Genomic DNA, 26,539 nt, shown 5'->3' with positions numbered 1-26,539 from the left:
TGTCAAGGGCCGTTATGAGCATGTTTGCTCATTCGGCCGTGATCTACGATCGGAGCCGTGACGAACGACGTGGCCCCCGGCCTGCCCGACCTGTCCGGCACGGTCACCTGCGTCACCGGCGCGTCCGGCACGATCGGCCGCGGAATCGCGCGGCGGTTCGCCGAGGCGGGCAGCACGGTGGCCGTGCACCATCGGCGTCCCGGCGCGGCCGACGACCTCGTGGCCGCGCTCGGCGGCCGGGCCCGCGCGTTCGCCGCCGACCTGACCGACGACGACGCCTGCCACGCGATGCTGGCCGCCGTCGCGGACTGGGGCGGCCGGCTCGACGCGCTCGTCAACAACGCCGGCGTGCAGCCCGTCGAGGACCTCGACGGGCTGCCGGTCGAGCGGTGGCGGGCAATGCTGGACGCGAACCTGACGAGCGCGTTCTCCTGCACCCAGGCCGCGGTCCGCCTGATGGGCGACGGCGGGAGCGTCACGCACATCGCGTCGATCGAGGCGAAGCAGCCCGCACCCGGGCACGTCCACTACAGCGCGGCCAAGGCGGCGCTGGTGATGCACGCGCGCGGCGCCGCGCTGGAGTACGGGCCGCGCGGGATCCGCGTCAACACGGTGTCGCCCGGGCTGATCGACCGCCCGGGCCTGGACTGGCCCGAGGGCGTCGAACGCTGGCGCCGCGCCGCGCCCCTGGGACGGCTGGGCACCCCCGAAGACGTCGCGAACGCGTGCGTTTTCCTGGCTTCACCGCTGGCTTCCTGGGTGACCGGCCACGACCTCGTCGTCGACGGCGGCGTCTCGGCCCGGCCGACCTGGTGACGGCCGGCCCCGTCGAAGCCCAGTTCCGGGCGGCGGTCACGCGGTTCGCCGGGCCGGCGCGGGCGGTGGCGACCGGGCTCGTCGGCACGTTCGGCGTCCTCGCCACCCCGACCGGCGCGCTGCCCCTGGCGTTCGGCCTGCTCGCGCTCACCCTGGTCGCGGGCGCGGCCGACGTCTTCGCGGGCCGCGGGACGGCGTTCGTCCTGTCGGTGCTGCGCGCGGGGGCGGTGTGCGCGTGCCAGCCGTGGACGACGAACCTGTGGGCGGTCAACGTCCTGACGATCACGGCGATCACGTGGCAATGGGAGTACCGGCCGCGCTTGACCGGGCCGGTGGTGGCGGGACTGCTGGTGCTAGCCGCGTTCACCGGCTTGGACGACTGGCTCCCGGTCGCGCTGCGGGTGGTCGTGGAGAGCGTCCTGGCGCGCTTGGCGTTCGTGCTCTTGGTCCGCTCGACGGCCCGGACGGACACGCTGCGCGCCGACCGGGCCGCGCTCGAGCGAACGGAAACCCTGGCCCGCGACCGCCGCCGCCGCGAACGCGAGTACCTGGCCCTGCTGCACGACACGGCGTCGGCGACCTTCCTGACGGTGGCGGCGGGCGCCACGGCCGACCCGGCGGCGGTGGCGGGCTACGCCGCGCGGGACCTGGCCATCCTCACCGGCCAGGAGGACGCGCCGGCCGAACTGGAAGCGGGCCTGCGGGCGGTGGTCGCGAACCGCGCGTTCCGCGTGGAGGCGGTCTGGGAGCAGGTCCCCCTGATTCCGGCCGCGGCGGCGCTGGCCCTGATCCGCGCGGCGGACGAGGCGCTGCGCAACGCCGAACGCCACTCCGGTGCGGCGTGCGCGGCCTTGTGCCTGGCGCCGACGCGGGACGGGGTCGTGGTGACGATCTCCGACGACGGCGAGGGCTTCGACCCATCGGGAATTCCGTTGTCCCGCCGGGGAGTCCGGGTCTCGGTGGTCGAGCGCATGCGCGCCGCGGGCGGGACGGCGGAGGTCCGGTCGCAGCCGGGCGCGGGCACGACGGTGACCCTGCGGTGGCCCGATGACTGAGCACGAAACGGCGATCTCCGGCGAACGAGCCCCGCACCGCGCCGCACCCACGGCGAACCACGCCACCGGGCACGCCGACGGCCGCGCAACCGAAGTCCCACCCCACCCCGGCACCTCCGCCACGGCGACGACACACCCGACCGGCCCCACCACCGGACCACCACTCCACACCACCGGCCGCGCTGTCGGCCACGCCTCCGAACCGCCGCCCCGCCCCGGCACCTCCACCACGGCAGCGACACACCCGACCGACCCCACCACCGGACCACCACCCCACACCCCCGCCGAAGCGGCCGGACACCCCACCGGACCGCCGACCTCAACCGACACTGCCGACACCGCAAAGCACCCGGCCGGCACCGGACCGCTCGCTCTCGCCGATCCCGCGGTGCGGCTCGCGGCGGCCGTGCGGATCGTGGTGGTCGGCGTGGCCGCCATCGTCCAAATCGGACTCTGCCTCGCTCCCCTGCTCCGTCACCCCTCCCTCGCCGCCGTTCTCGCCTACGCGACTTTCGCCGTCGTCACGTCGGCCTCCGCCTTCTGGCTGCTCCGCCGGCGGCCGCTGCCCGGCGTCATCGCCGTCGCCGGCACCGTTCTCGTGCTCGCCGCCTCGTCGGCCGCCACCGCCGTCGTGCCCGCCAATGACTTCTTCCGGGACCGGCACTGGTCGTTCGGGCTCGTCGGGTGGCTGCTCCTCGTCCTGCTGTCCGATCGGCCGCCGCTCCTGGGCGGCGCGCTCGCCCTGCACGCCGCCGCCAGCGTCACGCAGTTCCTGCTCGCCGGAACGCCCGCGCGCACCGAAGTCGGCGACGCCGCGATCGTGCTGTTCGCCGTCACCGCGTTCCAGCTCGCCATCGGCGGGCTGATCCGGCTGGTCGACCGGCGCACCGGCGAGGCCACCGCCGTCGCCGCCGAGCGGGAACGCCTCGAAACCCGCGCCGCCCTCGCGCGGCAGGCCGGGCGGGACCTGCGGGCCGGGTTCGCCGAACAGCTCGGCGCGACCCTGCCGCTGCTGGCCGGGCTCGCCGACGGCACCGTCGACCCGCGAAGCGACGCCGCGCGCGCCCGGTGCGCGCTCGCGGCCGCGCAGCTGCGGCGGCTGTTCGCGGAGAACGACGACGTGCCCGACCCGCTCGTCCACGAGGTCACCGCCTGCCTCGACGTCGCCGAGCGGCGCGGGGTCGCCGTGACGCTCGCGGTCAGCGGCGATCCCGTCGACGTCCCGCCCGCGCTGCGCCGCCACCTGACCGGCCCGGTCCTCACCGCGCTGACCGGCGCCCGCACGCGGGCCCGGGTGAGCGTGCTGCGGACGCCCGGCTTGGTCCGGGTCGCCGTAGTGGCGGACACCACCGGCGACGGCCACGATTTCGCGGGAGCGACCGGCGTCGTCGTCACGTCCCACACCCAGGACGGGCAGACCTGGATGGAGGCGCGATGGCAACCCGCGTGACGGCCGTCGTCGTCGACGACCACCCGGCGGTGCGCGCCGGCGTGGCGTACTGGCTGGCGGGCGGCGACCCGCCGATCGACGTCGTGGCCGACGGCGAGGACGTCAAGGTCGCGTGGCTCGGCGACGGCGCCGCGGCCGACGTCGTGATCCTCGACCTGCACCTCGGCGGACCCGCGCCCGCGTTCGGCGACCTGCGGCGGCTCGCCGAGGCCGGGCGCCGCGTGGTCGTCTACTCGATGCGCGCCGACGACGACGTCGCCCTGCAGTGCCTCGAGCTCGGCGCGCTGTGTTACCTGACGAAGGCGGAGGGGGCCGGGCACCTCGTGGAGGCGACGCGGGCCGCCGCGCTGGACCGGCCCTACACCCCGCCGTCGCTGGCCGGCGCGTTCGCCGGGGACCGCTCCGAGACGCGGCCCGCGCTCTCGGCCCGGGAGGCCGAGGTGCTCGTCGAGTGGTTCCAGTCGGAGTCGAAGGAGTTCGTGGCCCATCGGCTGGGGATCTCGGCCAGCACGGTGAACTCCCACCTCGAGCGCATCCGCGTCAAGTACGCGCGCATCGGCCGCGAAGCGCCGACGAAGGCCGCGCTCGTCGCGCGGGCCATCCAGGACGGCCTGATCGGCGTCGACGACCTCTGACCCCGCGTGTGGTGCGAACGGCCCACACCGGACGCCGCCGAAAGGGGCTACGTTCCCGGCGACGGGAGCCGCGCGGGTGCCCCGTACGGGCCGCCGCGACCGCCCTGGGGGCGCGATCGCGGCGTTCGCCCGGCTCCCCACCCGCGCCGGAAACCCGTCCGGCGGGCCGCACGAGGAGATCCATGAAGCACGTCCGCACCACCCTGCTCGCCGCCGCCGGATCTGCCGCCGCCCTCCTGCTTTCCGCCTGTGGCGGGGAATCCGGCACGGCCGCGCCCGCCGGGCCGACCGGGACGACGGAGGCGCCTGCCACGGCGGAGCCGAGCGCGGCGGAGTCGTCGGCCGCCTCCCCCGCGGGCGACGCCACGAAGCCGGGCACCGAGCTGAAGGTCGGCGACCGCGCGGTCGTCCCGTTCAAGTACGGCACGACCAAGTCCGGCACCATCGCGATCACCGTGACGGCCATCGACAAGGGCGCGAACGCCGATCTGGCCAAGTACGGCGACAAGGCCAAGGGCATCACGCCGTACTACCTGCGCGCGTCGATCGAGAACGTCGACGGGGCCGACCTTTCCTACGCCTCGGTGAGCTTGCGCGCCCTCGGCACCGATGGACGGTCCACAGGCGTGATCATCACGGGCAGCACGGATCAGTGCAAGTCGGGCACCGCCCCCAAAGAGTTCGCCGCGCCGGGCGCGAAGTTCGAAACCTGCACGCTGCAAGGTGCGCGAGAGGGCTCCGAAGTGGCCGCGGCGACGTTCGACAAGGGAGACGGCTACGACAAGGCGCCGATCGTCTGGAAAAACTGACACCGATCACACTCGGTGACAACCACGCGAAAGAACCTCATGATCCACTGAGTGGGAAATCGAGCTATATTCAGAAAAACGCATGGTTGAGCTTCCTTATCAGCCGCGCTGATCACTGTCTGTATCCGGGGGTGCTTCGGCGGCCTTGATCATCGCGGTACGTTTCGCGGCGTTCCTCGCGGGCCCCGACGACGCGGCCCGCGCCACTCCTCAAGCGGCCCGCGTCTCCGGCGTGCGCCGCTTCGCCGTGCCGAAAGGAAGTTCCTTGACCGCCACGACGTTGACGCAGGTGCTTCGTGACACCCGCCCGACCACCGGGACCACCCGGCTGATCGTGCGCTGGGACCGCGAAACGGGCTGGGCGCACCTGGCCATCGCCGTTCCGGGCACCGAGCAGGCCCGCTTCGCCGGGTTCCACCGGTTCACCGGCGGTACCACCGACGCCGTCGCCGCCGAGCTGGCGGCCGCGGGGTGCGTTTCCGCTCCCCCACTGCACATCGACGACACGCTGTCCGAGATCGAAGCCGTGCTCGCCCACCGGGAGGTGACCCCCGATGCGGCTCGATGACCTGTACCTCAACGGGATCGGCTGCGACGTCGGTGCGCTGATCCCGGTCTCGGCGCCGATCGCGGCCGGGGAGTTCACCCATGACGACGCCGCCCGCACCGGGCAGCTGTCCACCGCCGTCGCCGAACGCCCCGGCCCGGAACTGGCCGTCCGGGCCGGGCGGCAGGCACTGGCGCAGGCCCGCGCCACGACCGGCGAGCCGGTCTGGCCGAGCCTGTGCCTGCACGCCGGGATCTACCACTCCGGCATCGACTTCTGGCACGCCGCGTCGTACGTGCGCGACCAGCTGGGGGTCGGCGCCGGGCCGGGACTGACGCTGGAGCTCGGCGCGATGAGCAACAGCCTCGTCGCCGGGATCGACGTCGCGGCCAGCGTGCTGCGCGGCCGCCCGGACCACGAAGCCGCCCTCATCACGGCCGGCGACCGGTTCGGCGCGCCCGGGTTCCCGCACTGGAGCACGGACATCGGGATCGTCTACGGCGACGCGGGCAGCGCCGTGGTGCTGACCCGGCGGCCGGGCCTCGCCCGGATCCGGGCGATCGCGTCGTACACCGACCCGTCGCTGGAAGGCCTGCAGCGCGGGGACGAGCCGTTCCGCGCGGCGAGCGTCGCCGCCCACCGGGGCATCGACATCCGCCGCCGCAAGCGCCAGTGGCTCAGCCGCCAGGGCGGGCCGGCGCACGTCGCGACCCGCAACGGCGACGCCGTCACGACGGTCGTGAAGACAGCGCTTTCCGACGCCGGGGTCGACCTGCCGGACATCGCGAAGATCTGCGCGCCGCACTACGGCAGGCGGCTGGTGGAGACGCAGATCCTGCGTCCGCTCGGGATCACCGAGGACCGCACGATGACGGAGTTCGGGCTGCGGGTGGGCCACCTGGGCGCGAGCGACCAGGTCGTGGCGCTCGAGCACCTGCTGGCCAGCGGCGACGCGGGTCCGGGTGACACGGTGCTGCTGCTCGGCATCGGCGTGGGCATGACGTGGACCGCGGTGGTCCTGGAACTCTGCTGAACCGGATGGGGTGGCCCCGGCCACCCCATCCGGGGCCCGACCGGCACCGAATCCCGGGAAACCGCTCTCCGAAGGGACGTGCCCGTGCCGCGTCGGACGTGGTCGAGCCGCTTGCTCGACGTCTCGGCCAAGGTGGTGCCCGGCATCGGCCGGGTCCGCGCGCAGAAGGAACCGTTCGCGCGGGCCTGGGCGGCGGCCAACCGCGTCGCGCTCGAGTCCGGCCGGCCGCTGTGGGTGGCGCTGGGCGACTCGATGACCCAGGGCATCGGCGCCCACGACGTCGACGGCGGCTGGGTCCCGCGCCTCAACGCCCGCCTCGGCGAGCCGTTCGCGGTGGTCAACCTGTCGGCGTCCGGCGCGCGGGTCCAGGACGTCCTCGACGACCAGCTCCCGCGGCTGCCGGCCACCCCGGCCTTGGTCACCGTGCTGGTGGGCGCGAACGACATGCTCACCCGGGGCCGCCGCCGCGACGTCCCGGCCCGGTTCGCCGAGCTGCTGGACCGGCTCCCGGCGGGGCGCTCGGTGGTCGCCACGCTGCCGCAGGGCAACCCGCAGGCCCTGGCGGTCAACGCCTTGCTCGACCGAGCGGGCGCGGCCGGCCGCATCGACGTCGCCGACCTGCGCGGCCCGGCGCTGGGCCCGCTGCGCGGCAGCCTGGCCGACGACTGGTTCCACCCGAACGACGTCGGCTACGAGCGGATGGCGGGGCTCTTCGAAGGCCCGGTCCGCGCCTGCCTGGCCCGCTGGGCCCGCGACTGACCCCGGCTCCCGGTCGTGAGTGGTTAGGGCGGTTCTAACCGCCCTAACCACTCACGACAAGCCGCGGCAGCCCCCTCACGCGAGCGCGCGGGCGATTTCCGCGGCCACCAGGGCCATCGTGGTGCGGGCGCGCTCCGGGTCCTCGGTCAGGAAGTAGTGGTCCACCCCCGGCGTCCGGTCGTGCAGCACCTCGACGCCCGCCGCGCGAAGCCGGGAGACGTAGTTCTCGCCGTCGGCGCGCAGGGCGTCGCGCTCGGCGGTCAGCACCACCGCCCGCGGCAGGCCGGCGAGGTCGTCGGCCAGCAGCGGGGACGCGTACGGGTGCCGCCGCGTCACCGGGTCCGGGAAGTACACCCGGCGGACGAGGTCGCGCAGGCCCGGCGCGATCATCCCGCCGGCGGCCGGGTCCGGGTCGGTGGCGAGGTCCAGCGCGGGCACGCCCAGCACCTGCAGCCGCGGCCGCCACCCACCGGCGTCCCGCGCCTGCAGGCAGACCGCCGCCGCGAGACCGCCGCCGGAGGAGAACCCGCCGACGGCGACCCGGTCCGCCGCGGCCCACGAAGCGACGTCGAAACACTGGTGCTGCGCCACCGGGAACGCGACGTAGGGACCGCAGCGGTAATCGACGTTGTACACCGTGACCCCGGCGGTGGCCGCGACGTACCGGCACCACCAGTCGTCCATCGCCGGGTAGCGCATCAGCCAGGCCCCGCCGTGGAAGTGGACGTACGCGCCGCCGGAATCGCCGGCGGGACGGTAGACGTGCACGCGGACCGGTCCGTGCCGGGTCGGGGCCCGGACCACCGAGGGCGCCGGGAGGTCGGTCCCGGCGAAGCGCAGATTGTCGCCGTAGCGCACGGTCCACCGCGCGGTGCCGTGCATGACCATCGCCGCGAGCCGGTCCCGGAGCCTCATACCCGGGGTTCGGAACCGGCGCCGCGGCGGACGGGCTCAGATCTTGCAGAAGCCCGTGTAGTGGTCCGGCGAGCACAGACGACGCCGGTGGTGCTGGGGTTATCCCTTGGCCTTCCGCGTCGTGTCGGCGCAGCGGGTTCGCGTGCAGGTGCTGCACACGGTGGCGCCGGCGACCGGCCACGGTGGTGACGGCCCCCGGTAACGCGTGTCAGGCCCTCCGCGACGATCATCGCCGCACCGCCCGAGCGCGAGCCACGACCAAGTCGTCGCGGGTCCGTCCCCACCCCCGCTCCGCGCCGGCGCGGTCGCACCCGGCCCCTGGATCACTACCGGGCCGGGGGCGTGGTCCACGGGCCGTTCACCTGAAGGTGGCGCCCCCCTCCGGCTTGTCAACCCGCAGATAGTGTTGGGAAATCACCAATCGCGAGGCCCTACGGAAGTCGGCTCCGGCGGTGTGTGTCCACGGGGTAAATTCCCCAAGCGCGCGCAAATCCGGCAAATCCCCGTCCCCCAACGAGGAGTCTTCCGATGTCCAGGAAGTTCGCTCTGACCGGCGCTGTCGCGCTCGCGATCGCCCTCACCCCGCTCGCCGCGGGCACCGCGACCGCCGCACCGGCCTCCACTCAGCAGGAAGCCGCCGTCACCACGGTGTACTACAGCACGTCGGGCGCCCCGTCGTTCCGCTCGCAGATCAACCAGGGCGCCGCGAACTGGAACAGCAGCGTGACCAACGTCAAGCTGGTCGAGCGGGCCTCGGGCGCCAGCCTGCGCTACGTCGAGGGCAACGACGCCCGCGGCTCGTACGCCCAGACCAACGGCCACGGCAGCGGCACCATCTTCATCGACTACACCCAGGCCCAGCAGTACTACCCGGTCCGGATCACGGCCCATGAGACCGGCCACGCCCTCGGCCTGCCGGACCACTACTCGGGCCCGTGCTCCGAGCTGATGTCCGGTGGCGGCCCCGGCACGTCCTGCCGCGTCGCGGTCCCGAACTCGACCGAGCGCAGCCGGGTGAACTCCCTGTGGGCCAACGGCTTCGCCGCGAACAACGCGCCGGAGCAGCGCATCTACGAAGACGGCACGGTCCTGACCTTCTGACCGGCCCCGGCACCACCGACGGCCCCCGGGGATCCGCTCCCCGGGGGCCGCTCGGCATCCCCCCGCGCTCGCGCTCGACGTGCGGGACCGGCGCGCGTGATCGACGATCGGGACGTGCAGACACCGCAGCCCCACGTGCTCGTCCTGTTCGGAGCCACCGGTGACCTCGCGCGCCGGAAGCTGTTCCCCGGGCTCTTCCGGCTCTACACCGCGAAGATGCTGCCCGACGGGTTCGCGATCGTCGGGTCGGGGCGGCACTCGCCGGGCACCGACGACGAGTTCCGCGACCGCATCGGCGACGCCCTGCGTGACACCCTCGGGGACGACTTCGACGACAGCGCCTGGCGTGAGTTCGCCCACCGGCTCTCCTTCCGCGTCTCCTCCGCCGACGACGGCTCCGACCTGGCCGGACACGTCCGCGAGCAGCGCGAAAGCCTCGGCGACGACGCCCGGACCCTGCTCTACCTCTCGGTGCCGCCCGGCGCGATGACCGGGATGGTCGGCATGCTCGGCGAGACCGGCCTGGCCGACGGCGCCCGGCTGGTGCTCGAGAAGCCGTTCGGCAGCGACCTCGAGTCGTCGCGCGAACTCACCGCCGCGCTGCACGAGGTGTTCACCGAGGACCAGATCTTCCGGATCGACCACTTCCTCGGCAAGGAGGCGGTGCAGAACATCCTCGTGTTCCGCTTCGCCAACGGCCTGGTCGAGTCGCTCTGGAACCACGACCACATCGCCTACGTCCAGATCGACATCCCCGAGGCGATCGGCATCGAAGGCCGCGCGGCCTTCATGGAGTCGACCGGGACCTTCCGCGACATGGTCTCCACGCACTTGCTCCAGGTGCTCGGCTTCCTCGCGATGGAACCGCCGCCGGAGATCAGCGCCGAGTGGCTGCGCGCCGAGAAGCACAAGCTTTACCGCAGCCTCCGGCCGCTCGACCCGGAGCAGGTCGTGTTCGGCCAGTACGAGGGCTACCGCGACGAAGAGGGCGTCGACGACGGCTCGGACGTCGAGACGTTCGTCGCGCTGGAAGCCCGGATCGACAACTGGCGCTGGCAGGGCGTGCCCTTCTACCTGCGCACCGGCAAGGCCCTGGCCCAGACCCGCCGCACCGTGACCATCGGGCTGCAGGAGCCGCCGCTGGCGATGTTCACCGGGGCCGACGACCTCGGCGGCGGCAACGAGCTCGTCTTCGAGCTCACCGAGCAGCCGCAGCTGACCCTCGAACTGCGGGCGAAGCAGCCCGGCGCGGACCTGTCCGTCGGCAAGGCCGCGCTGACCCTCGACATCGCCGGCACCTTCGACGGCGTCGAGCCGCTCGAGGCCTACCAGAAGCTGCTGCTCGACGTCATGCGCGGCGACCACACGCTGTTCAGCAGCGCCGAGGAGATCGAACGGCTCTGGCAGGTCTGCGAGCCCGTCCTGCGGAACCCGCCGAAGACCCAGCCGTACGCGAAGGGGTCGTGGGGCCCCGAAGCGGCGTTGCGCCTGCCCGGCGAACGCGGCTGGCGGGTGCCCGAGTGAGCTATCTGCCGATCGCCGAGCACGGCCTGGTCGGCGACCTGCGCACCGCGGCCCTCGTCGGCACCGACGGCCGGGTGAGCTGGTTCTGCGCGCCGCGGTTCGACTCGCCGAGCGTCTTCGGGGCGCTCGTCGACGCCGAGCGCGGCGGTGACTGGGAGCTGGCGCCGGTGTGCGAGGTCACCGCACGCCACCAGTTCTACTTTCCGGACACGAACATCCTCATCACTCGGTTCCTCACCGAGGACGGCATCGTCGAGCTGCAGGACTTCATGCCGATCCTGCGCCCGCACGACGACGAGCACCGGCAACGGCTGGTGCGGCGCGTGGTCAACATCCGCGGCGAGGTCCGGATGCGCACCCGGGTCCGGCCGTGCTTCGACTACGGCCGCGACGTCCCGGAAGTGTCCGAAAAGGACGGCCGTATCTCCTTCCAGGGCAAGGAAATACGCGTCTGCCTCGACTCGTCGGTCACCCTGGAGACCGGCGACGGCGCGGCCACGGCCGAGTTCGACGTCCCCGCCGGCGACACGGAGCTGTTCGTGCTGGAGGTCGCCGACGACACGGCCGACCACCCGGCCGCCGACGCCGCCGAGGCCCAGGACCTGTTCGACGCGACCGTCGGGTTCTGGCGCGACTGGCTGTCCCGCTCGTCCTACACCGGCCGGTGGCGGGAGATGGTGCACCGCTCGGCGTTGACGTTGAAGCTGCTCACGCACGAGCCGAGCGGCGCGATCGTCGCCGCGCCGACCCTCGGCCTGCCGGAGCGGATCGGTGGCGAACGCAACTGGGACTACCGCCACGTCTGGCTGCGCGACGCCGGTTTCTCGCTGTACGCGTTGCTGCGCCTGGGGTTCACCGACGAGGCCGAGGCGTTCGTCGGCTGGCTGACCGACCGCGTCTCCGACGACCGCGACGGCGATCTCGGCCCGCTGCGCGTGATGTACTCCATCGACGGCGACGCCGACCTCATCGAGCACGAGCTGGCGCACCTCGAGGGTTACCGCGGCTCCCGCCCGGTGCGCGTCGGCAACGGCGCGGCCGAGCAGCTGCAACTGGACGTCTACGGCGAGGTCATCGACTCGATCTACCTGTTCGACAAGTACGGCAAGGGCATCTCGCACGCCAGCTGGGCGAGCCTGTGCACGATGCTGGACTGGCTGCTGGAGAACTGGGACCGGCCCGACCACGGCATCTGGGAAACCCGCTCGGGGCAACGGAACCACACGTTCTCCCGGCTGATGAGCTGGGTCGCGGTGGAGCGGATGGTCCGGGTGGCGCGCCGCCGCGGCCTGCCCGCCGACCTCACGCGCTGGACGTCGGTGCGCGACGAGATCTACGCGCGGATCCAGGAGCACGGCTGGAACGAGGAGATCGGCGCGTTCGTCCAGCACTGCGAGCCCGAGCCCGGCACCGCGCTCGACGCGTCACTGCTGCTGATGCCGATGGTGAAGTTCTGCTCCCCCACCGACCCGCGGTTCCTGTCCACTGTGGAACGCATCGGGGAGGAACTGGTGCTGGACAGCCTGGTGTTCCGCTACAACCCGGAGGAAGCACCCGACGGCCTCGACGGCTCGGAGGGCACGTTCTCGCTGTGCTCGTTCTGGTGGGTGGAGGCGCTGACCCGCGGCGGCCGCACCGACGACGCGCGGCTGGCACTGGAGAAGATGTTCACCTACGCCAACCACGTCGGGCTCTACGCCGAGCAGATCGGATTGACCGGGGAACAGCTGGGCAACTTCCCGCAGGCGTTCACCCACCTGGCGCTGATCAGCGCGGCCCTCAACCTGGACCGAGCCCTGGACACCTAACCCACACTCCCGACGCCGTATCGGCCGTGTTGGCCACTCCGGCCGCCGTGTTGGCCGTTCCGGCCGCCGTGTTGGCCACTCCCGTCGACGTGTTGGCCGTTCCGGGCACCGTATTGGCCGCTCCGGGCGCCGTAGTGGCCCTTCCGGCTGTCAGCGGGACACCGCAAGCGGCGGTGGCCGCGTGTCTGACCCGAGCCGGAACTCACGTGACTCGGCCCGGGACTCGCGTGACCCGGGCCGGAACTCGCGTGATCAGCGGGCGAACTCGCGTGTCCGGAGGGGCATCACGTGTGATCGGAGAGGCATCACGGCGCCAGCCGGCCGTTCACGAACGGCCACCATGACGACCGGAGTGGGCAACACGGTGCCCGGAACGGCCAACACGGCGACCGGAGTGGCCAACACGGCGGCCGTCGGTGCCGAGCGGGCCCGCGGCGCCGCCGGGCTACCAGGGGTTGTTGCCGAAGCCGTCGTCGTCGTCCGGGTCGGCCGCGCGGTGACGGCGGCCGCGGCGGGGCTCCGCCGGAGCCGACGGCGGGGCCGGGGTGGGCGCGAACGGCGACGCCGCGCCCGCACCCTGCTCCCCCGCGAAACCCTCCGGCTCGAAGCTCTGCGGGCCGCCGCTGTCGTCGCGGACGCCCCAGCCGGACTTGGTCTTGCGGTTGGCCATCTCCCGCACGTGCTGGACGTACCGCTCGGCCGCCTGCACCTGCTTGGTCATGTACTCCTGGGACTTGGCCTTGATCTCCTCGCCCTGCTGCTCGCGCAGGGAGCGGCGCTCGGCCTGTTCGCGGACGAGGCCGTCCAAGCCGGCCTTCATGCCCGCCATGTCGTCGCTCATGCGTCCTCCTCAGCCCGCGCTCACCACCGGCGGGGGGCCGGTGGCTCCTCGTCGTCCAGCGACCCGACGATGCGGCCGGTGGGTTCGGCCATCGGCTCGAAGACCGCGCCCTCGATCCGGTACGCGCGGTTCGAGCGCTCCTGGTCACCGCCGCCCTGGCCGCCGCCGCCCATGCCGCCCATCGGCATGCCGCCGCCCATCGACTGACCGGCCTGGCCGTTCGCACCGGACATGGCCGCCGAGGCGAACGCGGGCGCCGCCGGCTGCTGCTGGCTCGCACCCACCCCGCTGTGGACGCCCTCGGACAGCGACGGCGACTCGCCGAGCGAGCCCGTCACCGAGCCGCCACCCGTGTCGAGACCGGCCGTGGACAGCGCGTGCGCGCCACCCCCGCCGCCGCCCGACGCGCCGGCCCCGTCGAGGGTGCCGCTGTGCTTCGGCAGGTCGTCGGGCTTCGCGTCGGGGGTGTCGCCGAGCGCGTGCGACGCCGTGTCGCCCTTGGTCTCGCCGCTGAGCGCGTCGTCGAGGTGCTTCTTGGCGTCGTCGTCCAGGCCGCCGGGCGACGTGTCGTCCTCGCCGAGGGTGTAGGTCGTCGGCTTGCCGGTGCCGTCGTCGACGGTCACGACGGTCGGGCCGTCCGCACCGTCGGGCCGCTCGGCGGTGATCTTGACGTCGCCGTCCTGGATGTGGATCTTGCCGTCCGCGCCGGGGTGGTAGACGCCGTCGGCGTCCGGCTTCCCCGGGTCGTCCGATCCGACGCCGAGGTCGGTCTTGGCGGCGTCACCGTCGGGCCAGTCGAGCTTGAAGTCCTTCGCCGGGCCGTCGCCTTCGCCGACCTTGATGTCCATCTTGCCGTCGGAGTCCGGCTCGGTCATCTCGAAGGTCTTGTCGCCCTGCTTGACCTTCAGGTGGTCGAGCTTCTCGTCGCCGTCGGGCTTGCCGTCGCCGTCCTTGTCGGTGTCGGGCTTGCCGTCGCCGTCGGTGTCGGGCTTGCCGTCGTCGAGCAGGCCGTCGCCGTCCTGGTCGGTCTTGATGCCGTCGCCGCCCAGCTTGTCCAGGGCGTCGGACGCCTGCTTCTTCGCGTCCTCCGCGGCCTTTTCGGCCGCGTCCTTGCCGTCCGCGGCCGGGTCCGACCCGGAATCCGAGCCCGACCCCGAGCCGGAGCCCGCGTCGTCGCCACCGCCGCTGCCGCCGAGCCCCGAACCGCCACCGGAGTCGGTCTTGATGCCCTCACCGCTGAACTCGCTCAACGCGTCGGCGGCCTTCTTCTTCGCCGCTTCCGCCGCCGCGGCGGCCGCGTCCTGACCACCGCCGGCTCCCGAACCCGAACCGGCCCCGGACGGCGACGTGTCGCTGCCGCCGCCGGCACCACCGCCGGTGTCACCGCCACCGCCACCGCCGAGGGCGCCCGCGCCGTCGCCGGAGTCGGTCTTGATGCCCTCGCCGCTGAACTGGCTCAACGCGTCGGCGGCCTTCTTCTTGGCGGCCTCCGCCGCCGCGGCCGCGGCCTCCTGACCGTCCGAAGACGACGGTGGCGGCGTCGAAGACGGCGTCGTGTCGTCGCCACCGCCCGAGCCCCCGCCACCGGACATGTCCGGAATGGACGGCATCGGGCCACCCCCGCCGGAACCCGAGCCGGAACCGCCGCCCGAACCGGACCCGGAGCCCCCGGACGTGTCCGGGATCGGCGGCACCGAACCGCCGCCACCGGAACCCGAACCCGAGCCCGAATCGCCGGAGCCCGAGCCACCGCCGGAAGCACCGGACGGCGTGTCGAAGTCCGGGATCGGCGGCACGTTGCCGCCGCCACCCGAACCCGAGCCGCCGGAACCCGAGCCGGATCCCGAGCCACTGCCGGAGCCGGACCCGCCGGAACCCGAGCCGGAGCCGCCGGAACCGGAACCACCGGCGCCCGAACCGTCACCGCCGCCCGAGCCGCCACTGCCCGAACCCGAGCCGCTGCCCGAGCCGGAGCCACCGCCGTAACCACCGTTGCCCGAACCCGAGCCGGAACCACCGGAACCCGAACCTCCACCGGACCCGCCGGTGCCGGACCCCGAGCCCGAACCGCCGGGCATCGTGACGCCCTCGAACTCGTTCTTGACCTTGCCCATGACCTTGTCGAGTGCGTCGTAGGCCTGGTCGACGAGGTCTTTGGTGTCCTTGCAGGTCTTCGCGAAGCCCTGGTAGAGCCGGTCCCACATGTCGGGGTTGAACTGGTTCTGGATCCACTGCTTGGCCAGGTCCTGGCCGTGCTTCTTGATCTCGTCGCCGTCGCAGCAGCCCTGGTCGTTGAGCGTCTTGACCAGGTTGGTGCCGAAGTTGGCGTCCATCCAGCCCGCGATCTGGGCCAGGTCCTTCTCGTTGCCGTGCTCGCCGCTGGCGACCGCGACGACCTTCTGCGCCATCGTGTAGTCGGCCTTGCCGACCAGGTCGGTGTACATCCCGATGACCGCGTCGGCCTTGCCCTTGCACAGCTGGAAGACCGTGGTCGCGGTGCTGAGCGTCGCCTCGCCCGCGTTGCCGAGGGTCTGGGACAGCTTGTTCGCCTTGGGCAGGATCTTGTCGTTGTAGGTGTCCGACGCGGCGTCGGCACCGGCACCGGTCCAGCTCTGGTACAGGCTGGACAGCTCGGTGCCGGTGTTCTCCACCGTCTTGTCGACCGTGGTCGAGCCGGTCTTGAAGTGGTCGGCGTCCTCGACGAAGTTCTGGAAGCTGATGCCGCGCTGCTCGTCGAACGGCTTCCGGATGTCCTTGTCCAGGTCGAGCGCGCGGGTGTTGCCGCGGCAGTCGTCCGGGAGCTTCGCCAGCAGCGAGCCGAACGTCTCGAACAGCTTGAGCGCGGGCGCGGCGGCGTCGAAGATCTCGTCGGACGTCTTCGTGCCGGTGCTGGCCCCGCCGCCGGACTCGTCCGAGGCGGGCGGCTTGGTGTCGTCGAGCTTCTTCTTGCCGTCGTCGACGGCCTTCTTCTCCTGGTCTTCGTTGTAGCTGGCCTGGTCGCCGGCCTTCTTCGCCGTGTCGTAGGCCTCGTCGAGCGGGACGCCGGCGAAGAGCGGGTTCGCGTTGTAGGCGGTGGCCAGCTTCTCGGCTTCCTGCCGCTTCGCCTTGATGTCGTCCGGTTCCTGGTCGGCCAGGAACGGCGGGGGCGGCGGGTTCTCCCGCATCCAGCTGCTGATCAGCACGCTCTTGGTCTGGGCGGGCACGCTCGGGTCGTCGAGCACCGCCTTGACCTCGGTCCAGGTCTTGGCCATTACAGGTCAGCCCCCGCGGTGGTGATCGCGCCCGACTGGTTGTCCTCGTTCGCACCGTAGGTGCTGCCCGCGGTGCCGAGGTTCGTGCCGAACGAGCCCAGCGTGCTGCTGTACCCGCTGACCGCGGCCCACAGCGCCGTCACCCCGGCGGTGTACTTCGCCGCGTGCTCACCGTGGGCCTGGCCGAAGCCCGCCGCGTCGACCGGCGTGCTCGACAGGTCCGGGTTGTCGTCCAGCAGCTGTTCCGACAGCCGGCCGATGTTCTTCGACGCCGACGACAACGCGTCGGTCGTCGCGGTGTACCCCCCGCTCATTTCAGAGCCTCTCGTCAGATCCGCCGGTCACGCCCGCGAGCGCTTCCTTGAGCACTTCGGCCACCGAACCCACGTCGGTGAACCGGTCGAGCTGGTCCAGGTCGATCGTCACCCGGAAGTAGACCTCCAGCGCCGCCAGCAGCTTGATCCGGCCCTTGGAGTCGATGCCCAGCTCCTCGAGGGGAGCGTCGGGCTCGACGCCGGCGGGGTCCAGCATGAAGGTCTCGCTGACGACCTTCGTGACCTCGGCGCGGTGATCACCCACGGAAGTCACCATAACGCGCCTTGGCGGCCGACCGGGCGACCTTGCCACTGGAAGTGCGCGGAAGTCCGCCGGAAGGGACCAGACGTACCGAACGCAGCGTGAGGTCGTGCTCGCGCGACACCGCGCGCAGCACCGCCCTGGTCACTTCTTTGACATCCACACCGTCGGTGTCACGCACCCACTCGGCCACGACCACCGCACCCTCGCCGGCGTCGTCGGCCACGCCGAACGCGGCGACGCGGTCCCGGCGGACGGCCGGGTGTGCTTCCCCCGCCGCCGCTTCGATGTCCTGCGGGTGGAAGTTGCGGCCGTCAACGACGATGAGGTCCTTGATCCGGCCGGTGACGTAGAGGTCGCCGCGGTGCACGACACCGAGGTCACCGGTGCGCAGCCAGCCGCGCAGGCCGTCGAGGGTGGCGCCGAACGCGGCGGCGTCACCGCGGCCCCAGTAGCCGGTGGCCACGTTCGAGCCGTAGATCCAGATCTCGCCGACCTCGCCGTCGGGCCGCGTCCGTCCATCCCGGACGATCCGCACGCGCTGCCCGACCGGACGCCCGACCGACACGAGCTCCTGACCGCCGACCACTTCGACGGCGGTGCCCTGCGCGAGGGCGTCCCGGTCGAACACCGCGCCGCGCGGTCCTTCGGGGCCCGCGCTCGTGACGTAGACGGTGGCTTCGGCCAGGCCGTAGGACGGGCAGTGCGCCCCGGGGCGGAACCCGCGCGGGCCGAACACTTCCCGGAAGCGCTCGACCGTGCGCGGCCGGACGGGTTCGCTGCCGTTGAGCGCGACCCGCACGCCGGACAGGTCGAGGTCGTCGCCGGCCTCGGCCGCCGCGTCGGCCGCGAGGTCGAAGGCGAAGTTCGGGGCGGCGGTGAACACCGCCGGGTAGTCGTGCAGCTGCCGCAGCCACCGCTGGGGCCGGTGCACGAACTCGGCCGGGGCCATGAACACCGAGCGGCCGCCGGCGAAGACGGGCAGGCACAGCAGCTGGATCAGGCCCATGTCGTGGAAGAACGGGATCCAGCCGGCGCAGGTCGTGCCCTCGTCGACGGCGTAGGCGCGGCTGCCCTGCCAGCAGGCGGCGACGATCGCCCGGTGCGGGATCACCGCGCCGGCAGGCTCCCGCGTCGAGCCCGACGTGTATTGCAGGTACGCCGGGGTTTCCGCCGTCACCGGGACCGGATCCGCGCCCGGGCCGGACACTTCGTCGGCCACGACGAGGTGGTCGAAATCGCCGGCTTCGCGCACCCGGGCCGCCGCGGCCGACGACGTCAGCCAGACGCGGGCGCCGCAGTCGGCCAGCACGCCGGTGAGCCGGTCGCGCTGACCGCGGCTCGCCGGCGCCATCAGCGGCACCGCGACCAGACCGGCGGCGAGCGCGCCGAAGAACGCGAGCGGGTAGTTCAGGTCCTGGCCCGCGAGGATCGCGACGCGCTCCCCCGGTTCGGCGACGCGGCCCAGCGCGCCGGCCACCACGCGCACCCGTGCCGTAAACTCGGCCCACGTCAGCGTGTGCTCCGCGCCGGCGCTGTGGTCCTGGTGGGTGAACAGCGGACGCTCGTCGGCCGCACGCGCGAAGAGGCGCTCGACGATCGAGGTGCGCAGCACCTCTTCGGGCACGTTCACCGGCGGCTCGGGCGGACGGGACGCATACGGGCAACCTACCGCGCGCGGTAGCCGGGCTAGGCTCGGGTCGTGGCGCGGACGTTCCGCTTGGCGGTGGCCCAGAGCGAAGTAGTCGAAGATCCGGCCGACGTGACGGCGCTCCGCGCGTCGGCGGCCCGGCTGCGCGAGCTGATGACCGAGGCGCGGGACGCGGGCGCCCGGCTGGTGCAGTTCCCGGAAGGGGCGATCACCTACCCGCACAAGCGGGTGATGTCGGTGCACGGCCCGGAGCGGGTCGGCCCGGCCGACTGGACGCGCGCGGCGTGGCCGGTGCTGCGCGCCGAGGCCGAGGCGATCGCCGACCTGGCCGGCCGGCTGGGGATCTGGGTCGCGTTCGGTTCGATCCACCCGCTGAGCGGCGCGAACCGCCCGCACAACAGCCTCTACGTCGTGTCGGACACCGGAAAGCTGGTCGGGCGCTACGACAAGCGGTTCCTGTCGAACACCGAGCTGCGGTACCTCTACTCGCCCGGCGCCGAGCCGCTGGTCTTCGAGGTCGACGGGATCCGGTTCGGCTGCGCGCTGTGCATCGAGGTCAACTTCCCCGAGCTGTTCGCCGAGTACGAGCGCCTCGACGTCGACTGCGTCCTGGTGTCGGTGATGGTGGACGACGCGGCCCGGGCCACGGTCGCCCAGGCGTACGGGACGCTGTACAGCTACTGGCTCGGCTACTCGGTCCCGGCGCAGTTCGCCGCCACCGTGCCCGCCGGTGTCGTCGCGCCCGGTGGCCGGTGGATCGCGCGGGCGTCTTCGAGTCCGGAGCCCGGTCTGGCCATCGCGGACCTCGAGCTGTCGGATCCGGACATCGCCACGGCGGTGCAGCTGGCGCGGCCCTGGCGCCGCACCGCGCAGGCCGGGCTCTACGACGACCACGTCGTCCACGGCGACCCGCGAAGTGACGACCGCGGCTCGTTCTGACCGGCCATACACAGCTCCCGCGACCCCGCAGGGCACGGAAATCGAATCCGTCGAACGCCGTGGCGGTCACATCACTCCCCGTGTTCGCCGCGCTCCGGCCGAGTAATCACTCGGACGTGTCATAACGGCCGGTGAACCCCCTCGAATGCCGCAACGGGCACTACTCGCCGTCGATCATCGGCACACTACCCCGGGCCGAAATGGCCACTTCGAGTTGTTTGTTTTCCGGAAGATCACGTTTCGCGAACTCGGGTAACCACCGCGGAACTCGAGTCCCTTGGCAACAAGCGCGATTTTGATAGCGTGGCCGAGCTTTCCTCCGCGGACCGAGTCACGCTCGGCCCGCCGTCGCCGCACGTTTTCGCGGCCCATTTCTTTGAAAGGACCTCGTTCATGCGCACAACCATGCTCCGAGCCGGGAGCCTGGCCGGCCTGACCGCCGTCGTCCTGGCCACCGGAGCCACCGGCGCCACCGGTGCGCCGGCCGGGGACGCCGGGGTGACCGGCTCCGCTTTCGGTGCGTCCGCCGCGGTCTCCCTGCTGCCCGGCGTGCTGAAGGATCTGGCCGGTGGCAAGGGGATCACCGTCGAGACCGGCAAGCTGGCCCCGTCGAGCAGCACCGGCCCGACCTCGGCGAACGTGGCCGACGCCCCGCTGAAGGGGCTCGTCACGGCGAAGGCGATCTCCAGCTCCGTCGTCTCCGACACGGCTTCGGTCGCGAGCAAGGCGAGCATCGTCGAGGCGACGCTGCCCGTGCTGGCCGCGGTCGCCGGCCGGGTGCCGTCGGCGCGGGTGATCAGCGCCCGCTGCGCGTCGGCCGACGGCAAGGTCGTCGGCAGCAGCGACCTTGCCGGGGTCAACCTGGGCCGGCTCGGCACGATCCCGGCGGAGGCCGCGCCCAACACGCGTCTCGGCATCCCCGGCGTGGTCGAGGTGATCGTCAACGAGCAGGACCAGCGCTACGACGGCGGCCTCGACGTGACTGCGCTGCACGTCAAGCTGCTCGGCGGCGACGTCACCGGCGCCATCGGCAGTGGCGACGTCAAGCTCGCGTCCGTTTCCTGCGGCCCGGCGAAGGAACTGGCCCCGCAGGCCCCGCCGCGTCCGCAGAACCCGGGCCAGGTGACCGTCGTGCCCGCCGGTGCCCCGCAGACCGGCGACGGCAGCCTCGCGACCGAGGGCTGAGCCGATGCGCCGCGCACTTCTCTTCGTCCTCACCGCGCTGCTGCTCGCCGGGTGCGGCGCCACGACGCCGACCGCGGCCGGGAACCCGGCGCCCGCGCCCGCCGCGGTCGCCCCCGCCGGGCTGTCGCGGTCCCTGCCCACCGCGATCGACGTCCCCGCCATCGACGCGCAGTCGTCGCTGGTTTCGCTCGGGCTCAACGCCGACAAGACCGTCGAGGTCCCGCCGGTCGACCAGCCGCTGCAGGCCGGCTGGTACGAGTACGGGCCGACGCCCGGCGAGGTCGGCCCGGCGGTCATCCTCGGCCACATCGACGGCGACCACCAGAAGGGCATCTTCTGGCGGCTGCACGAGATGAAGGTCGGCGACCAGGTGCACGTCGACCGCGCCGACGGCGGCAAGCTCACGTTCACCGTGGCGAAGGTCGACCAGATCGCGAAGAAGGAGTTCCCCACGGAAGCCGTGTACGGGAACACGAACGAGCCGGAACTGCGGCTGATCACCTGTGGTGGCAAGTACGACGCGGCGAGCCGCAACTACCTCGACAACGTGATCGTCTACGCGAAACTGGTGCAGTAGCCCACCGGTCGTGAGTGGTAATGAGGGTTAGAACCCGCATTGCCACTCACGACCACTCGGGACGGGATGAGCCGCGCGGCACCAGGACCGTGCGGTAGTGGCCCGGCGTCGCCGACATCCGGACCTGGTCGGTGACGCCCTGGTAGTGCCCGAGCGGGGTGTCCGCGGTGAACGTCTCCGGGTCGAGGTAGGCGTGCGCCTCGCCGCGGCCGGCGGTGTCGAGCGCGTAGGCCTTGTCGAACACGCCCATGCTCAGGATCCACAGCGCCGCACGGGTGAGCGAGACGTGCACGCGGTAGCTGCCGCCGTCGGTCGCCCGCCGCGTCAGCGCTTCGACGATCCCCGCGGCCATCAGCCACGAGACGATGTAGTCGTTGACGACGAGGATCGGCGGCAGCGCCGGGGTTTCGCCGTCACCCTCCAGGTGCATCATGCCGGTGAGGCTGCCGGCGGTCTGGTCGAACCCGATCCGGCCGGCCCACGGCCCGTGCTCCCCGTTGAGCGACGCGGTCGCGTACACGATCCCCGGCCGGGTTTCCGCGGCCTGCTCCGCGGTCAGCCCGATCTTCGCGAGGTAACCGGGCCTTCGGTTGGCGTAGAAGACGTCCGCGGTGCCGAGCAGCTCCCGGATCTTCCGAGCGCCCTCTTCTTTGTACGGGTTCACGATGGCCGACCGCGTGCCGACGTTCGCCGTCACGTAGGTGACGTCGTGCTCGAGTTCGCCCGGGCGCCACAGGTTGAGGACGTCGGCGCCGTGCAGGGCGAGCGCGCGGCCGACGCCCGCGCCCGCGATCACGTGGCCCATGCCTAGCGCGCGGACGCCGGACAGCGGATCGGCGGCGCCCGCGGGCAGCGGCACCGGATCGCTGTCGGCGATCTTGGTGATCTCGATCAGCGGCAGCCCGGCCAGGCTCTCCCGGTAGTGCGGCTCGGCGAGCAGTTCGGTGGTGGTGCGCAGCATCGGCAGCACGGTCCCGGCCGCGACGGCGGCCTCTTCCAGCTCGATGCCCTTCCATCCGGCGACGGCGGCGGCCACCCGGTCCGGGTCCTCCGGGACGTCGAGCAGCCGCTGCGCGGCGATCTTGATCTTCGGGTACGGGTTGAGCGGCATCACCCAGCGGTCGTCGGCGGTGCGGTAGAACCGGAATCCCAGCGCCTGGCTCGGATTGGCCGCCGCGCTCTGCGGGAAACCGTTGACCAGCTCCCACTTCCGGTCGTAGAACGGGCACAGCCGGTGCGGCGCGACCCGCAGGTCGACGCCGATGTCCTGGCCGTCGCCGCCGCGCAGCCGCCAGAGTTTCGCGATCGCCGCCGACTTCGCGGCCAGCGCGATCGCCGACGCGCCACCGAGGCGCAGCGTGCTCGGGACGACCGGGTCGGCGCCGTCGAAGGTGATCGTGCCGCCGGTGTCGGCGGGGCTCATCCCGATACCGGACAGCAGGTCGGCGAGCTCGGCGTGCGGGTCGAAGGCGTCGCCGGTCGCCGGGTGGGCGATCGCGTGCGCGACCCGGTCGGTGAGCGTCATCGGGAGTCCTTCCGCTGCAGGAGTTCTTCGGGGACGGGCACGAGCCGGGCGCGCAGGTACTCGCCCACGGCCTTGCCGACCTGGTCGACGCGCAGGTTCGCCGAGCCGCCGGTGCCGAGCAGCCCGCGCAGGACGAAGTGCACGGCCCGCAGGTGCGGGAACTCGTGCCGGACGATCTCGAGTCCGGCGGTCTCCGGCAGCAGCGTGCGGAGCCTGGCCGTGCTCAGCGTCCGCCGCAGCCACGGCCAGGCGTCCGGGTCGGCGGTCCAGACGCCGAGGTTGCAGTTGCCGCCCTTGTCGCCACTGCGGGCGTGCGCGACCGTGCCCAGCGGCACGAGCCGGGTCCCCTCCGGCTCTTCGGTGGGTTCCGGGTGCGCTGGTTGGTCCACAATGGACGTCCGAGGTGGCGGCGGGACGTCTTGTGTTTGCCCGTCGGTGAAAACGACGCGGTGCGGGACGACGTCGGCGTTCAGCACCGCGGGCCAGTAGTCGATCCGCGGCCGGGGGCGGACGGCCAGTTCGCCACCGCCGTCGTGGAAGAAGCCGGGGATGCTCTGGAGATAGAGGCTGCCGATCCGCTTCGCGAGCCCGAAGCGTTCGAGGGGTTCTTTCTCGCGGGAGGTCGCCATGATCCGGACGGCCGCGGTGGCGTCCCACTGGCTGCCGGGGTCCGCGGCCGGGACGCCGATCCGCGTGACGTCGAGGTCGACGCCGTCCGCGCGGCCGAGTTGCTCGCGCAGCAGGGCAATCTTCGCGTCGACGTCGAGGCCGGTGACGTAGACGGTGTTGACGACGCTGTACCCGATCTGCCCGAACAGCGCGACCTTGGTCGTCGGGGGCGGCGGCGAGCCGGTCGCGCCGGTGATCGCCACCCGGTCGGGGCCGGCCGGGGTGAGGCGGACGTCGTCGAGGTGGACGGTGACGTCGGGGTTGAGGTAGCGCGGGCCCTGGATCTCGTAGACGAGCTGGGCCGTGACGGTGTCGGCGGTGACCATGCCGCCGTCGCGGGCGTGCTTGGTGATCACGCAGCCGCCGTCCGCGGCGATCTCGGCGATCGGGAAGCCGGGTTTCGTCATGCCCGGGACGCCGGTGAAGCCGGAGAAGTTGCCGCCGACCGCCTGCGGGCCGCATTCGATGACGTGCCCGGCGACGACGGCGCCGGCGAGGCGGTCCCAGTCGCCGGCGGCCCAGCCGTGCCACCACGCGGCCGGCCCGGCGGCCAGCGACGCGTCGGTGACCCGCCCGCACACGACGACGTCGGCGCCGCCGGCGAGCGCGGCGGCGATGCCGTGGCCGCCGAGGTAGGCGTTGGCGGCGATCGGCGTGGTGCCCCAGCTCGACAGCGGACGTCCGGTGTCGAGGTGGGTCAGCGGGTGCGCGGCGGCCAGCTCGTCGAGGTCCGCCAGGAGGTTGTCGCCTTCGACGTGCGCAACGGAGAGAGTCACCCCGGCTTCGGCGGCGGCCGCGCGGACGACGTCGGCGAGCCCGGCGGGGTGGAAGCCGCCGGCGTTGGTGACGACCTTGACGCCGCGCTCGGCGATGGTCGCGAGGTGGGGCCGCAGCTGGTCGAGGAAGTATTCGACGTAGCCGCGCGAAGGATCGCGCCGGTGCCGCGCGGCGAGCATGGCCAGGGTGATCTCGGCGAGGTAGTCCCCGGCGAGGACGTCGACGGGGTCGCCGTCGAGGGCTTCGGCGAGCGCGGTGAAGCGGTCGCCGAGGTAGCCGGAGAAGGTGCCGATCCGGATCGCCCGGTCCCGCATTCCCCGCTCCTCCCGCCGACGGCTGGTCGGTTCCGACGCTAGCCGCCCACGGCGGGCGCGGCATCCCGGCGGGCGGATGCGGGCGCGGAGATCGATTCACTCGTTCGGCGATCACCCGGTGTCCGCGGCTGACCTGCGGATTCAAGGTCTTTGCAAGGTTTCGCCACGGTGCGCGGGGCATTCTTGTGGGGTACGCCGGACCGGGCCGCCGAGGGGGCGGCTCCGGTCCGGCTGCGTGGCCTGCACGGTGACGACCAGGTCGGCGTGCCGTTCGGTCACGTCCCGGACGGCGCCTGGAGGATCCACGTGCGCCCGTCGGGATCCCGGACGCTCATCTCGCGCGTCCCGAAGTGGGTGTCGGCGAACGGGCTGACGACCTCGACCGGCGCGCCGGCTTCGAAGGTGTCCTCGGCGGGGACCTTGATGACGACCTGCATCCCGGTCGGCTGGTCTTCCGGCACCTCGGCGACGAACAGGTAGGCGCCGTCGCCGTTGCGCAGCAGTCCCGAGCTGTGGTCCGTCGCGAAGTCGATCTCGAAGCCGAGCGACTGGAAGAACTTGGCCGACTTCCCCCAGTTGTGCGTCTCCAGGTACAGGGCTTCGACGCGGTCACTCTTCATCGCTGTTCTCCTTCTGAGTCGGCCGTGGCGGCGAGGTACCGGCGCAGCGCCTCGGTGACGAGGGCCGACAGCGACTGCTCGGTGTCCACGGCGTGGTGCTTGACCTCACGGATCAAGTCCGTCGGCAGGTACACGTTGAACTGCTTGACGTCCTTGTCACTCATGACAGGATGCTAGCACGCTAGCTAACTAGACGACTAGACTGCCGTGAAGGGCACCTTCATGGCGGTTAGGTCCATGAAGGTGCCCCTCACGGCACTTCAGGTCGGATCAGCTCGCCAGGACGACCGAGCGGGTCAGGTGGGCCGGGCGGTCCGGGTCGCGGCCCGCCGCTTCGGCGAGGGCCACGGCCAGGCGCTGGACCAGCACCAGCTCGGCCAGCGGGTCCAGCCCGCCCTGCCGCAGGTAGCCGCCCGTCGCCTCGATCTGGCGGACCAGGCTCGCGTCCAAGGGCGCCAGGCTCCAGACCGCCCGGCCCGGCGCGGCCACCGCGATCGGGCCGTGGCGGTACTCCATCGCCGAGTACGACTCCGTCCACCAAGCCGCCGCTTCACGGACCTTCAGCGCCGCCTCGTTCGCCACCCCCACGTGCCAGTCCGCACCCAGGAACGAGAGCTGCGACGCCGCGAGCAGCTCCGGGGCGAGCGGTGTCGTCAAGGCGCGGGAGACGTCGGCCAGCGCCCGGTCCGTCGGCAGACCCAGGTGCGCGCGCAGGAGCAGCAGCTGCGTCGTCGGGAACCGCGTCTGGACCACCGAACGCTCGTCGGCGTACGGCAGGCAGACGACGTCGTCCGACAGCGCCGCCGCCGGTGAGTCGGCCACCGCCGTGATCGTCGTGACGCGGGTGCCCGGGCGCGTTCGTTCCAGCGCGGTCAGGATCTCCGTCGTCGTGCCGGAGCGGGTCATCGCCAACACGCGGTCGTACGGCCGGTCGAGCTTCGCCTCCGACGCCGCGAAGACGTCGGTCAGGCCGTGGCCGGCGTCCTCGCGCAACTGGGCGTAACTCTGCGCCATGAACCACGAGGTGCCGCAGCCGATGACGGCGACGCGCTCCCCCATCGCGGGCAACGCGGGCGCGTGCAGCGGCAGGTCCCGGACCACGCGCGCCCAGCACTCCGGCTGGCTGGTGATCTCGTCGAGGGTGTAGGACATCGTTCTCCTG

25 protein-coding genes are annotated in these 26,539 nt (G+C 72.6%); 14 read left to right on the top strand and 11 right to left on the bottom strand.

Annotated elements, in window-relative coordinates; translation table 11 throughout:
* Positions 1 to 81 precede the first annotated feature (81 nt).
* From ACLJQZ_RS35530 to ACLJQZ_RS35495, 8 genes are all read left to right on the top strand, one after another.
* Positions 82 to 816, top strand: a complete 735-nt coding sequence (locus ACLJQZ_RS35530; RefSeq protein WP_410624561.1) for an SDR family NAD(P)-dependent oxidoreductase — start codon at positions 82 to 84, stop codon at positions 814 to 816.
* On the top strand, positions 813 to 1,871 hold the full coding sequence (locus ACLJQZ_RS35525) for an ATP-binding protein (protein ID WP_410624471.1): 1,059 nt from the start codon (positions 813 to 815) through the stop codon (positions 1,869 to 1,871). The genes ACLJQZ_RS35530 and ACLJQZ_RS35525 overlap by 4 nt, the downstream gene beginning before the upstream one ends.
* Complete coding sequence (locus tag ACLJQZ_RS35520; protein ID WP_410624469.1) at positions 1,864 to 3,321, top strand: hypothetical protein; 1,458 nt, start codon at positions 1,864 to 1,866, stop codon at positions 3,319 to 3,321. Before ACLJQZ_RS35525 ends, ACLJQZ_RS35520 begins: the two co-directional genes overlap by 8 nt.
* Positions 3,306 to 3,956 carry a response regulator gene (locus tag ACLJQZ_RS35515; RefSeq protein ID WP_410624467.1) on the top strand — a complete coding sequence of 217 codons (651 nt, stop codon included), beginning with the start codon at positions 3,306 to 3,308 and terminating at the stop codon, positions 3,954 to 3,956. Before ACLJQZ_RS35520 ends, ACLJQZ_RS35515 begins: the two co-directional genes overlap by 16 nt.
* A 182-nt stretch (positions 3,957 to 4,138) precedes the next feature.
* Positions 4,139 to 4,765, top strand: a complete 627-nt coding sequence (locus ACLJQZ_RS35510; protein WP_410624465.1) for a hypothetical protein — start codon at positions 4,139 to 4,141, stop codon at positions 4,763 to 4,765.
* A 145-nt stretch (positions 4,766 to 4,910) separates the two neighbouring features.
* The gene (locus ACLJQZ_RS35505) at positions 4,911 to 5,333 is read left to right on the top strand and encodes a hypothetical protein (protein WP_410624463.1); all 423 of its coding nucleotides are present in this window, start codon (positions 4,911 to 4,913) and stop codon (positions 5,331 to 5,333) included.
* On the top strand, positions 5,320 to 6,345 hold the full coding sequence (locus tag ACLJQZ_RS35500) for a 3-oxoacyl-[acyl-carrier-protein] synthase III C-terminal domain-containing protein (protein WP_410624461.1): 1,026 nt from the start codon (positions 5,320 to 5,322) through the stop codon (positions 6,343 to 6,345). The genes ACLJQZ_RS35505 and ACLJQZ_RS35500 overlap by 14 nt, the downstream gene beginning before the upstream one ends.
* 84 nt (positions 6,346 to 6,429) lie before the next feature.
* Positions 6,430 to 7,104, top strand: a complete 675-nt coding sequence (locus tag ACLJQZ_RS35495; RefSeq protein ID WP_410624459.1) for an SGNH/GDSL hydrolase family protein — start codon at positions 6,430 to 6,432, stop codon at positions 7,102 to 7,104.
* 75 nt (positions 7,105 to 7,179) lie between these two features.
* On the opposite strand, the gene ACLJQZ_RS35490 is transcribed toward ACLJQZ_RS35495, so the two are convergent.
* A complete protein-coding gene (locus ACLJQZ_RS35490) occupies positions 7,180 to 8,019 on the bottom strand; it encodes an alpha/beta hydrolase (RefSeq protein WP_410624457.1) in 840 nt (279 codons plus the stop codon).
* A gap of 528 nt (positions 8,020 to 8,547) precedes the next feature.
* Between ACLJQZ_RS35490 and ACLJQZ_RS35485 the strand changes: the two genes are divergently transcribed.
* The 3 genes from ACLJQZ_RS35485 (at position 8,548) to ACLJQZ_RS35475 (ending at position 12,452) form a co-directional block, all read left to right on the top strand.
* Positions 8,548 to 9,120, top strand: coding sequence for a snapalysin family zinc-dependent metalloprotease (locus ACLJQZ_RS35485; protein WP_410624455.1), 573 nt, complete (start codon positions 8,548 to 8,550; stop codon positions 9,118 to 9,120).
* Between the two features lie 114 nt (positions 9,121 to 9,234).
* Positions 9,235 to 10,644 carry a glucose-6-phosphate dehydrogenase gene (gene zwf / locus ACLJQZ_RS35480; protein ID WP_410624453.1) on the top strand — a complete coding sequence of 470 codons (1,410 nt, stop codon included), beginning with the start codon at positions 9,235 to 9,237 and terminating at the stop codon, positions 10,642 to 10,644.
* Complete coding sequence (locus ACLJQZ_RS35475) at positions 10,641 to 12,452, top strand: glycoside hydrolase family 15 protein (RefSeq protein WP_410624452.1); 1,812 nt, start codon at positions 10,641 to 10,643, stop codon at positions 12,450 to 12,452. Before zwf ends, ACLJQZ_RS35475 begins: the two co-directional genes overlap by 4 nt.
* A gap of 445 nt (positions 12,453 to 12,897) precedes the next feature.
* Here ACLJQZ_RS35475 and ACLJQZ_RS35470 read toward each other — a convergent pair whose 3' ends face one another.
* From ACLJQZ_RS35470 to ACLJQZ_RS35450, 5 genes are read right to left on the bottom strand one after another with little or no spacing between them, the layout of a single operon-like run.
* A complete protein-coding gene (locus ACLJQZ_RS35470; RefSeq protein ID WP_410624450.1) occupies positions 12,898 to 13,293 on the bottom strand; it encodes a hypothetical protein in 396 nt (131 codons plus the stop codon).
* A gap of 20 nt (positions 13,294 to 13,313) precedes the next feature.
* Positions 13,314 to 16,544: a WXG100 family type VII secretion target gene (locus tag ACLJQZ_RS35465; RefSeq protein WP_410624448.1), complete on the bottom strand. Its 3,231-nt coding sequence runs from the start codon at positions 16,542 to 16,544 to the stop codon at positions 13,314 to 13,316.
* Positions 16,544 to 16,858, bottom strand: coding sequence for a hypothetical protein (locus tag ACLJQZ_RS35460; protein ID WP_410624446.1), 315 nt, complete (start codon positions 16,856 to 16,858; stop codon positions 16,544 to 16,546). Before ACLJQZ_RS35460 ends, ACLJQZ_RS35465 begins: the two co-directional genes overlap by 1 nt.
* A gap of 1 nt (position 16,859) precedes the next feature.
* Complete coding sequence (locus tag ACLJQZ_RS35455) at positions 16,860 to 17,123, bottom strand: acyl carrier protein (protein ID WP_410624444.1); 264 nt, start codon at positions 17,121 to 17,123, stop codon at positions 16,860 to 16,862.
* Complete coding sequence (locus ACLJQZ_RS35450; RefSeq protein WP_410624442.1) at positions 17,116 to 18,753, bottom strand: fatty acyl-AMP ligase; 1,638 nt, start codon at positions 18,751 to 18,753, stop codon at positions 17,116 to 17,118. Before ACLJQZ_RS35450 ends, ACLJQZ_RS35455 begins: the two co-directional genes overlap by 8 nt.
* A gap of 69 nt (positions 18,754 to 18,822) precedes the next feature.
* Here ACLJQZ_RS35450 and ACLJQZ_RS35445 point away from each other — a divergent pair, with 69 nt between their 5' ends.
* The 3 genes from ACLJQZ_RS35445 to ACLJQZ_RS35435 all read left to right on the top strand — a co-directional run bounded on the left by ACLJQZ_RS35445 (position 18,823) and on the right by ACLJQZ_RS35435 (position 21,472).
* A complete protein-coding gene (locus tag ACLJQZ_RS35445; RefSeq protein ID WP_410624441.1) occupies positions 18,823 to 19,710 on the top strand; it encodes a carbon-nitrogen hydrolase family protein in 888 nt (295 codons plus the stop codon).
* Between the two features lie 393 nt (positions 19,711 to 20,103).
* Positions 20,104 to 20,895 carry a choice-of-anchor P family protein gene (locus ACLJQZ_RS35440; protein ID WP_410624439.1) on the top strand — a complete coding sequence of 264 codons (792 nt, stop codon included), beginning with the start codon at positions 20,104 to 20,106 and terminating at the stop codon, positions 20,893 to 20,895.
* Positions 20,896 to 20,899: 4 nt separating this feature from the next.
* On the top strand, positions 20,900 to 21,472 hold the full coding sequence (locus ACLJQZ_RS35435) for a class F sortase (protein ID WP_410624437.1): 573 nt from the start codon (positions 20,900 to 20,902) through the stop codon (positions 21,470 to 21,472).
* A 46-nt stretch (positions 21,473 to 21,518) separates the two neighbouring features.
* On the opposite strand, the gene ACLJQZ_RS35430 is transcribed toward ACLJQZ_RS35435, so the two are convergent.
* The 5 genes from ACLJQZ_RS35430 to ACLJQZ_RS35410 all read right to left on the bottom strand — a co-directional run bounded on the left by ACLJQZ_RS35430 (position 21,519) and on the right by ACLJQZ_RS35410 (position 26,529).
* Positions 21,519 to 22,997: a CoA transferase gene (locus ACLJQZ_RS35430; RefSeq protein ID WP_410624435.1), complete on the bottom strand. Its 1,479-nt coding sequence runs from the start codon at positions 22,995 to 22,997 to the stop codon at positions 21,519 to 21,521.
* Positions 22,994 to 24,757 carry an acyclic terpene utilization AtuA family protein gene (locus ACLJQZ_RS35425; RefSeq protein ID WP_410624433.1) on the bottom strand — a complete coding sequence of 588 codons (1,764 nt, stop codon included), beginning with the start codon at positions 24,755 to 24,757 and terminating at the stop codon, positions 22,994 to 22,996. The genes ACLJQZ_RS35430 and ACLJQZ_RS35425 overlap by 4 nt, the downstream gene beginning before the upstream one ends.
* Before the next feature lie 275 nt (positions 24,758 to 25,032).
* Positions 25,033 to 25,377 (bottom strand): VOC family protein, encoded by a 345-nt coding sequence (locus ACLJQZ_RS35420; RefSeq protein WP_410624431.1) that lies wholly within the window; start codon positions 25,375 to 25,377, stop codon positions 25,033 to 25,035.
* Complete coding sequence (locus tag ACLJQZ_RS35415; RefSeq protein ID WP_410624429.1) at positions 25,374 to 25,541, bottom strand: ribbon-helix-helix domain-containing protein; 168 nt, start codon at positions 25,539 to 25,541, stop codon at positions 25,374 to 25,376. Before ACLJQZ_RS35415 ends, ACLJQZ_RS35420 begins: the two co-directional genes overlap by 4 nt.
* Positions 25,542 to 25,647: 106 nt before the next feature.
* A complete protein-coding gene (locus ACLJQZ_RS35410) occupies positions 25,648 to 26,529 on the bottom strand; it encodes an SIS domain-containing protein (RefSeq protein WP_410624427.1) in 882 nt (293 codons plus the stop codon).
* Between the last annotated feature and the right edge of the window lie 10 nt (positions 26,530 to 26,539).

This window comes from Amycolatopsis sp. cmx-8-4 (assembly GCF_046548675.1).
Taxonomy (GTDB): Bacteria; Actinomycetota; Actinomycetes; order Mycobacteriales; family Pseudonocardiaceae; genus Amycolatopsis.
This window is presented reverse-complemented; position numbering and strand designations above follow the sequence as displayed.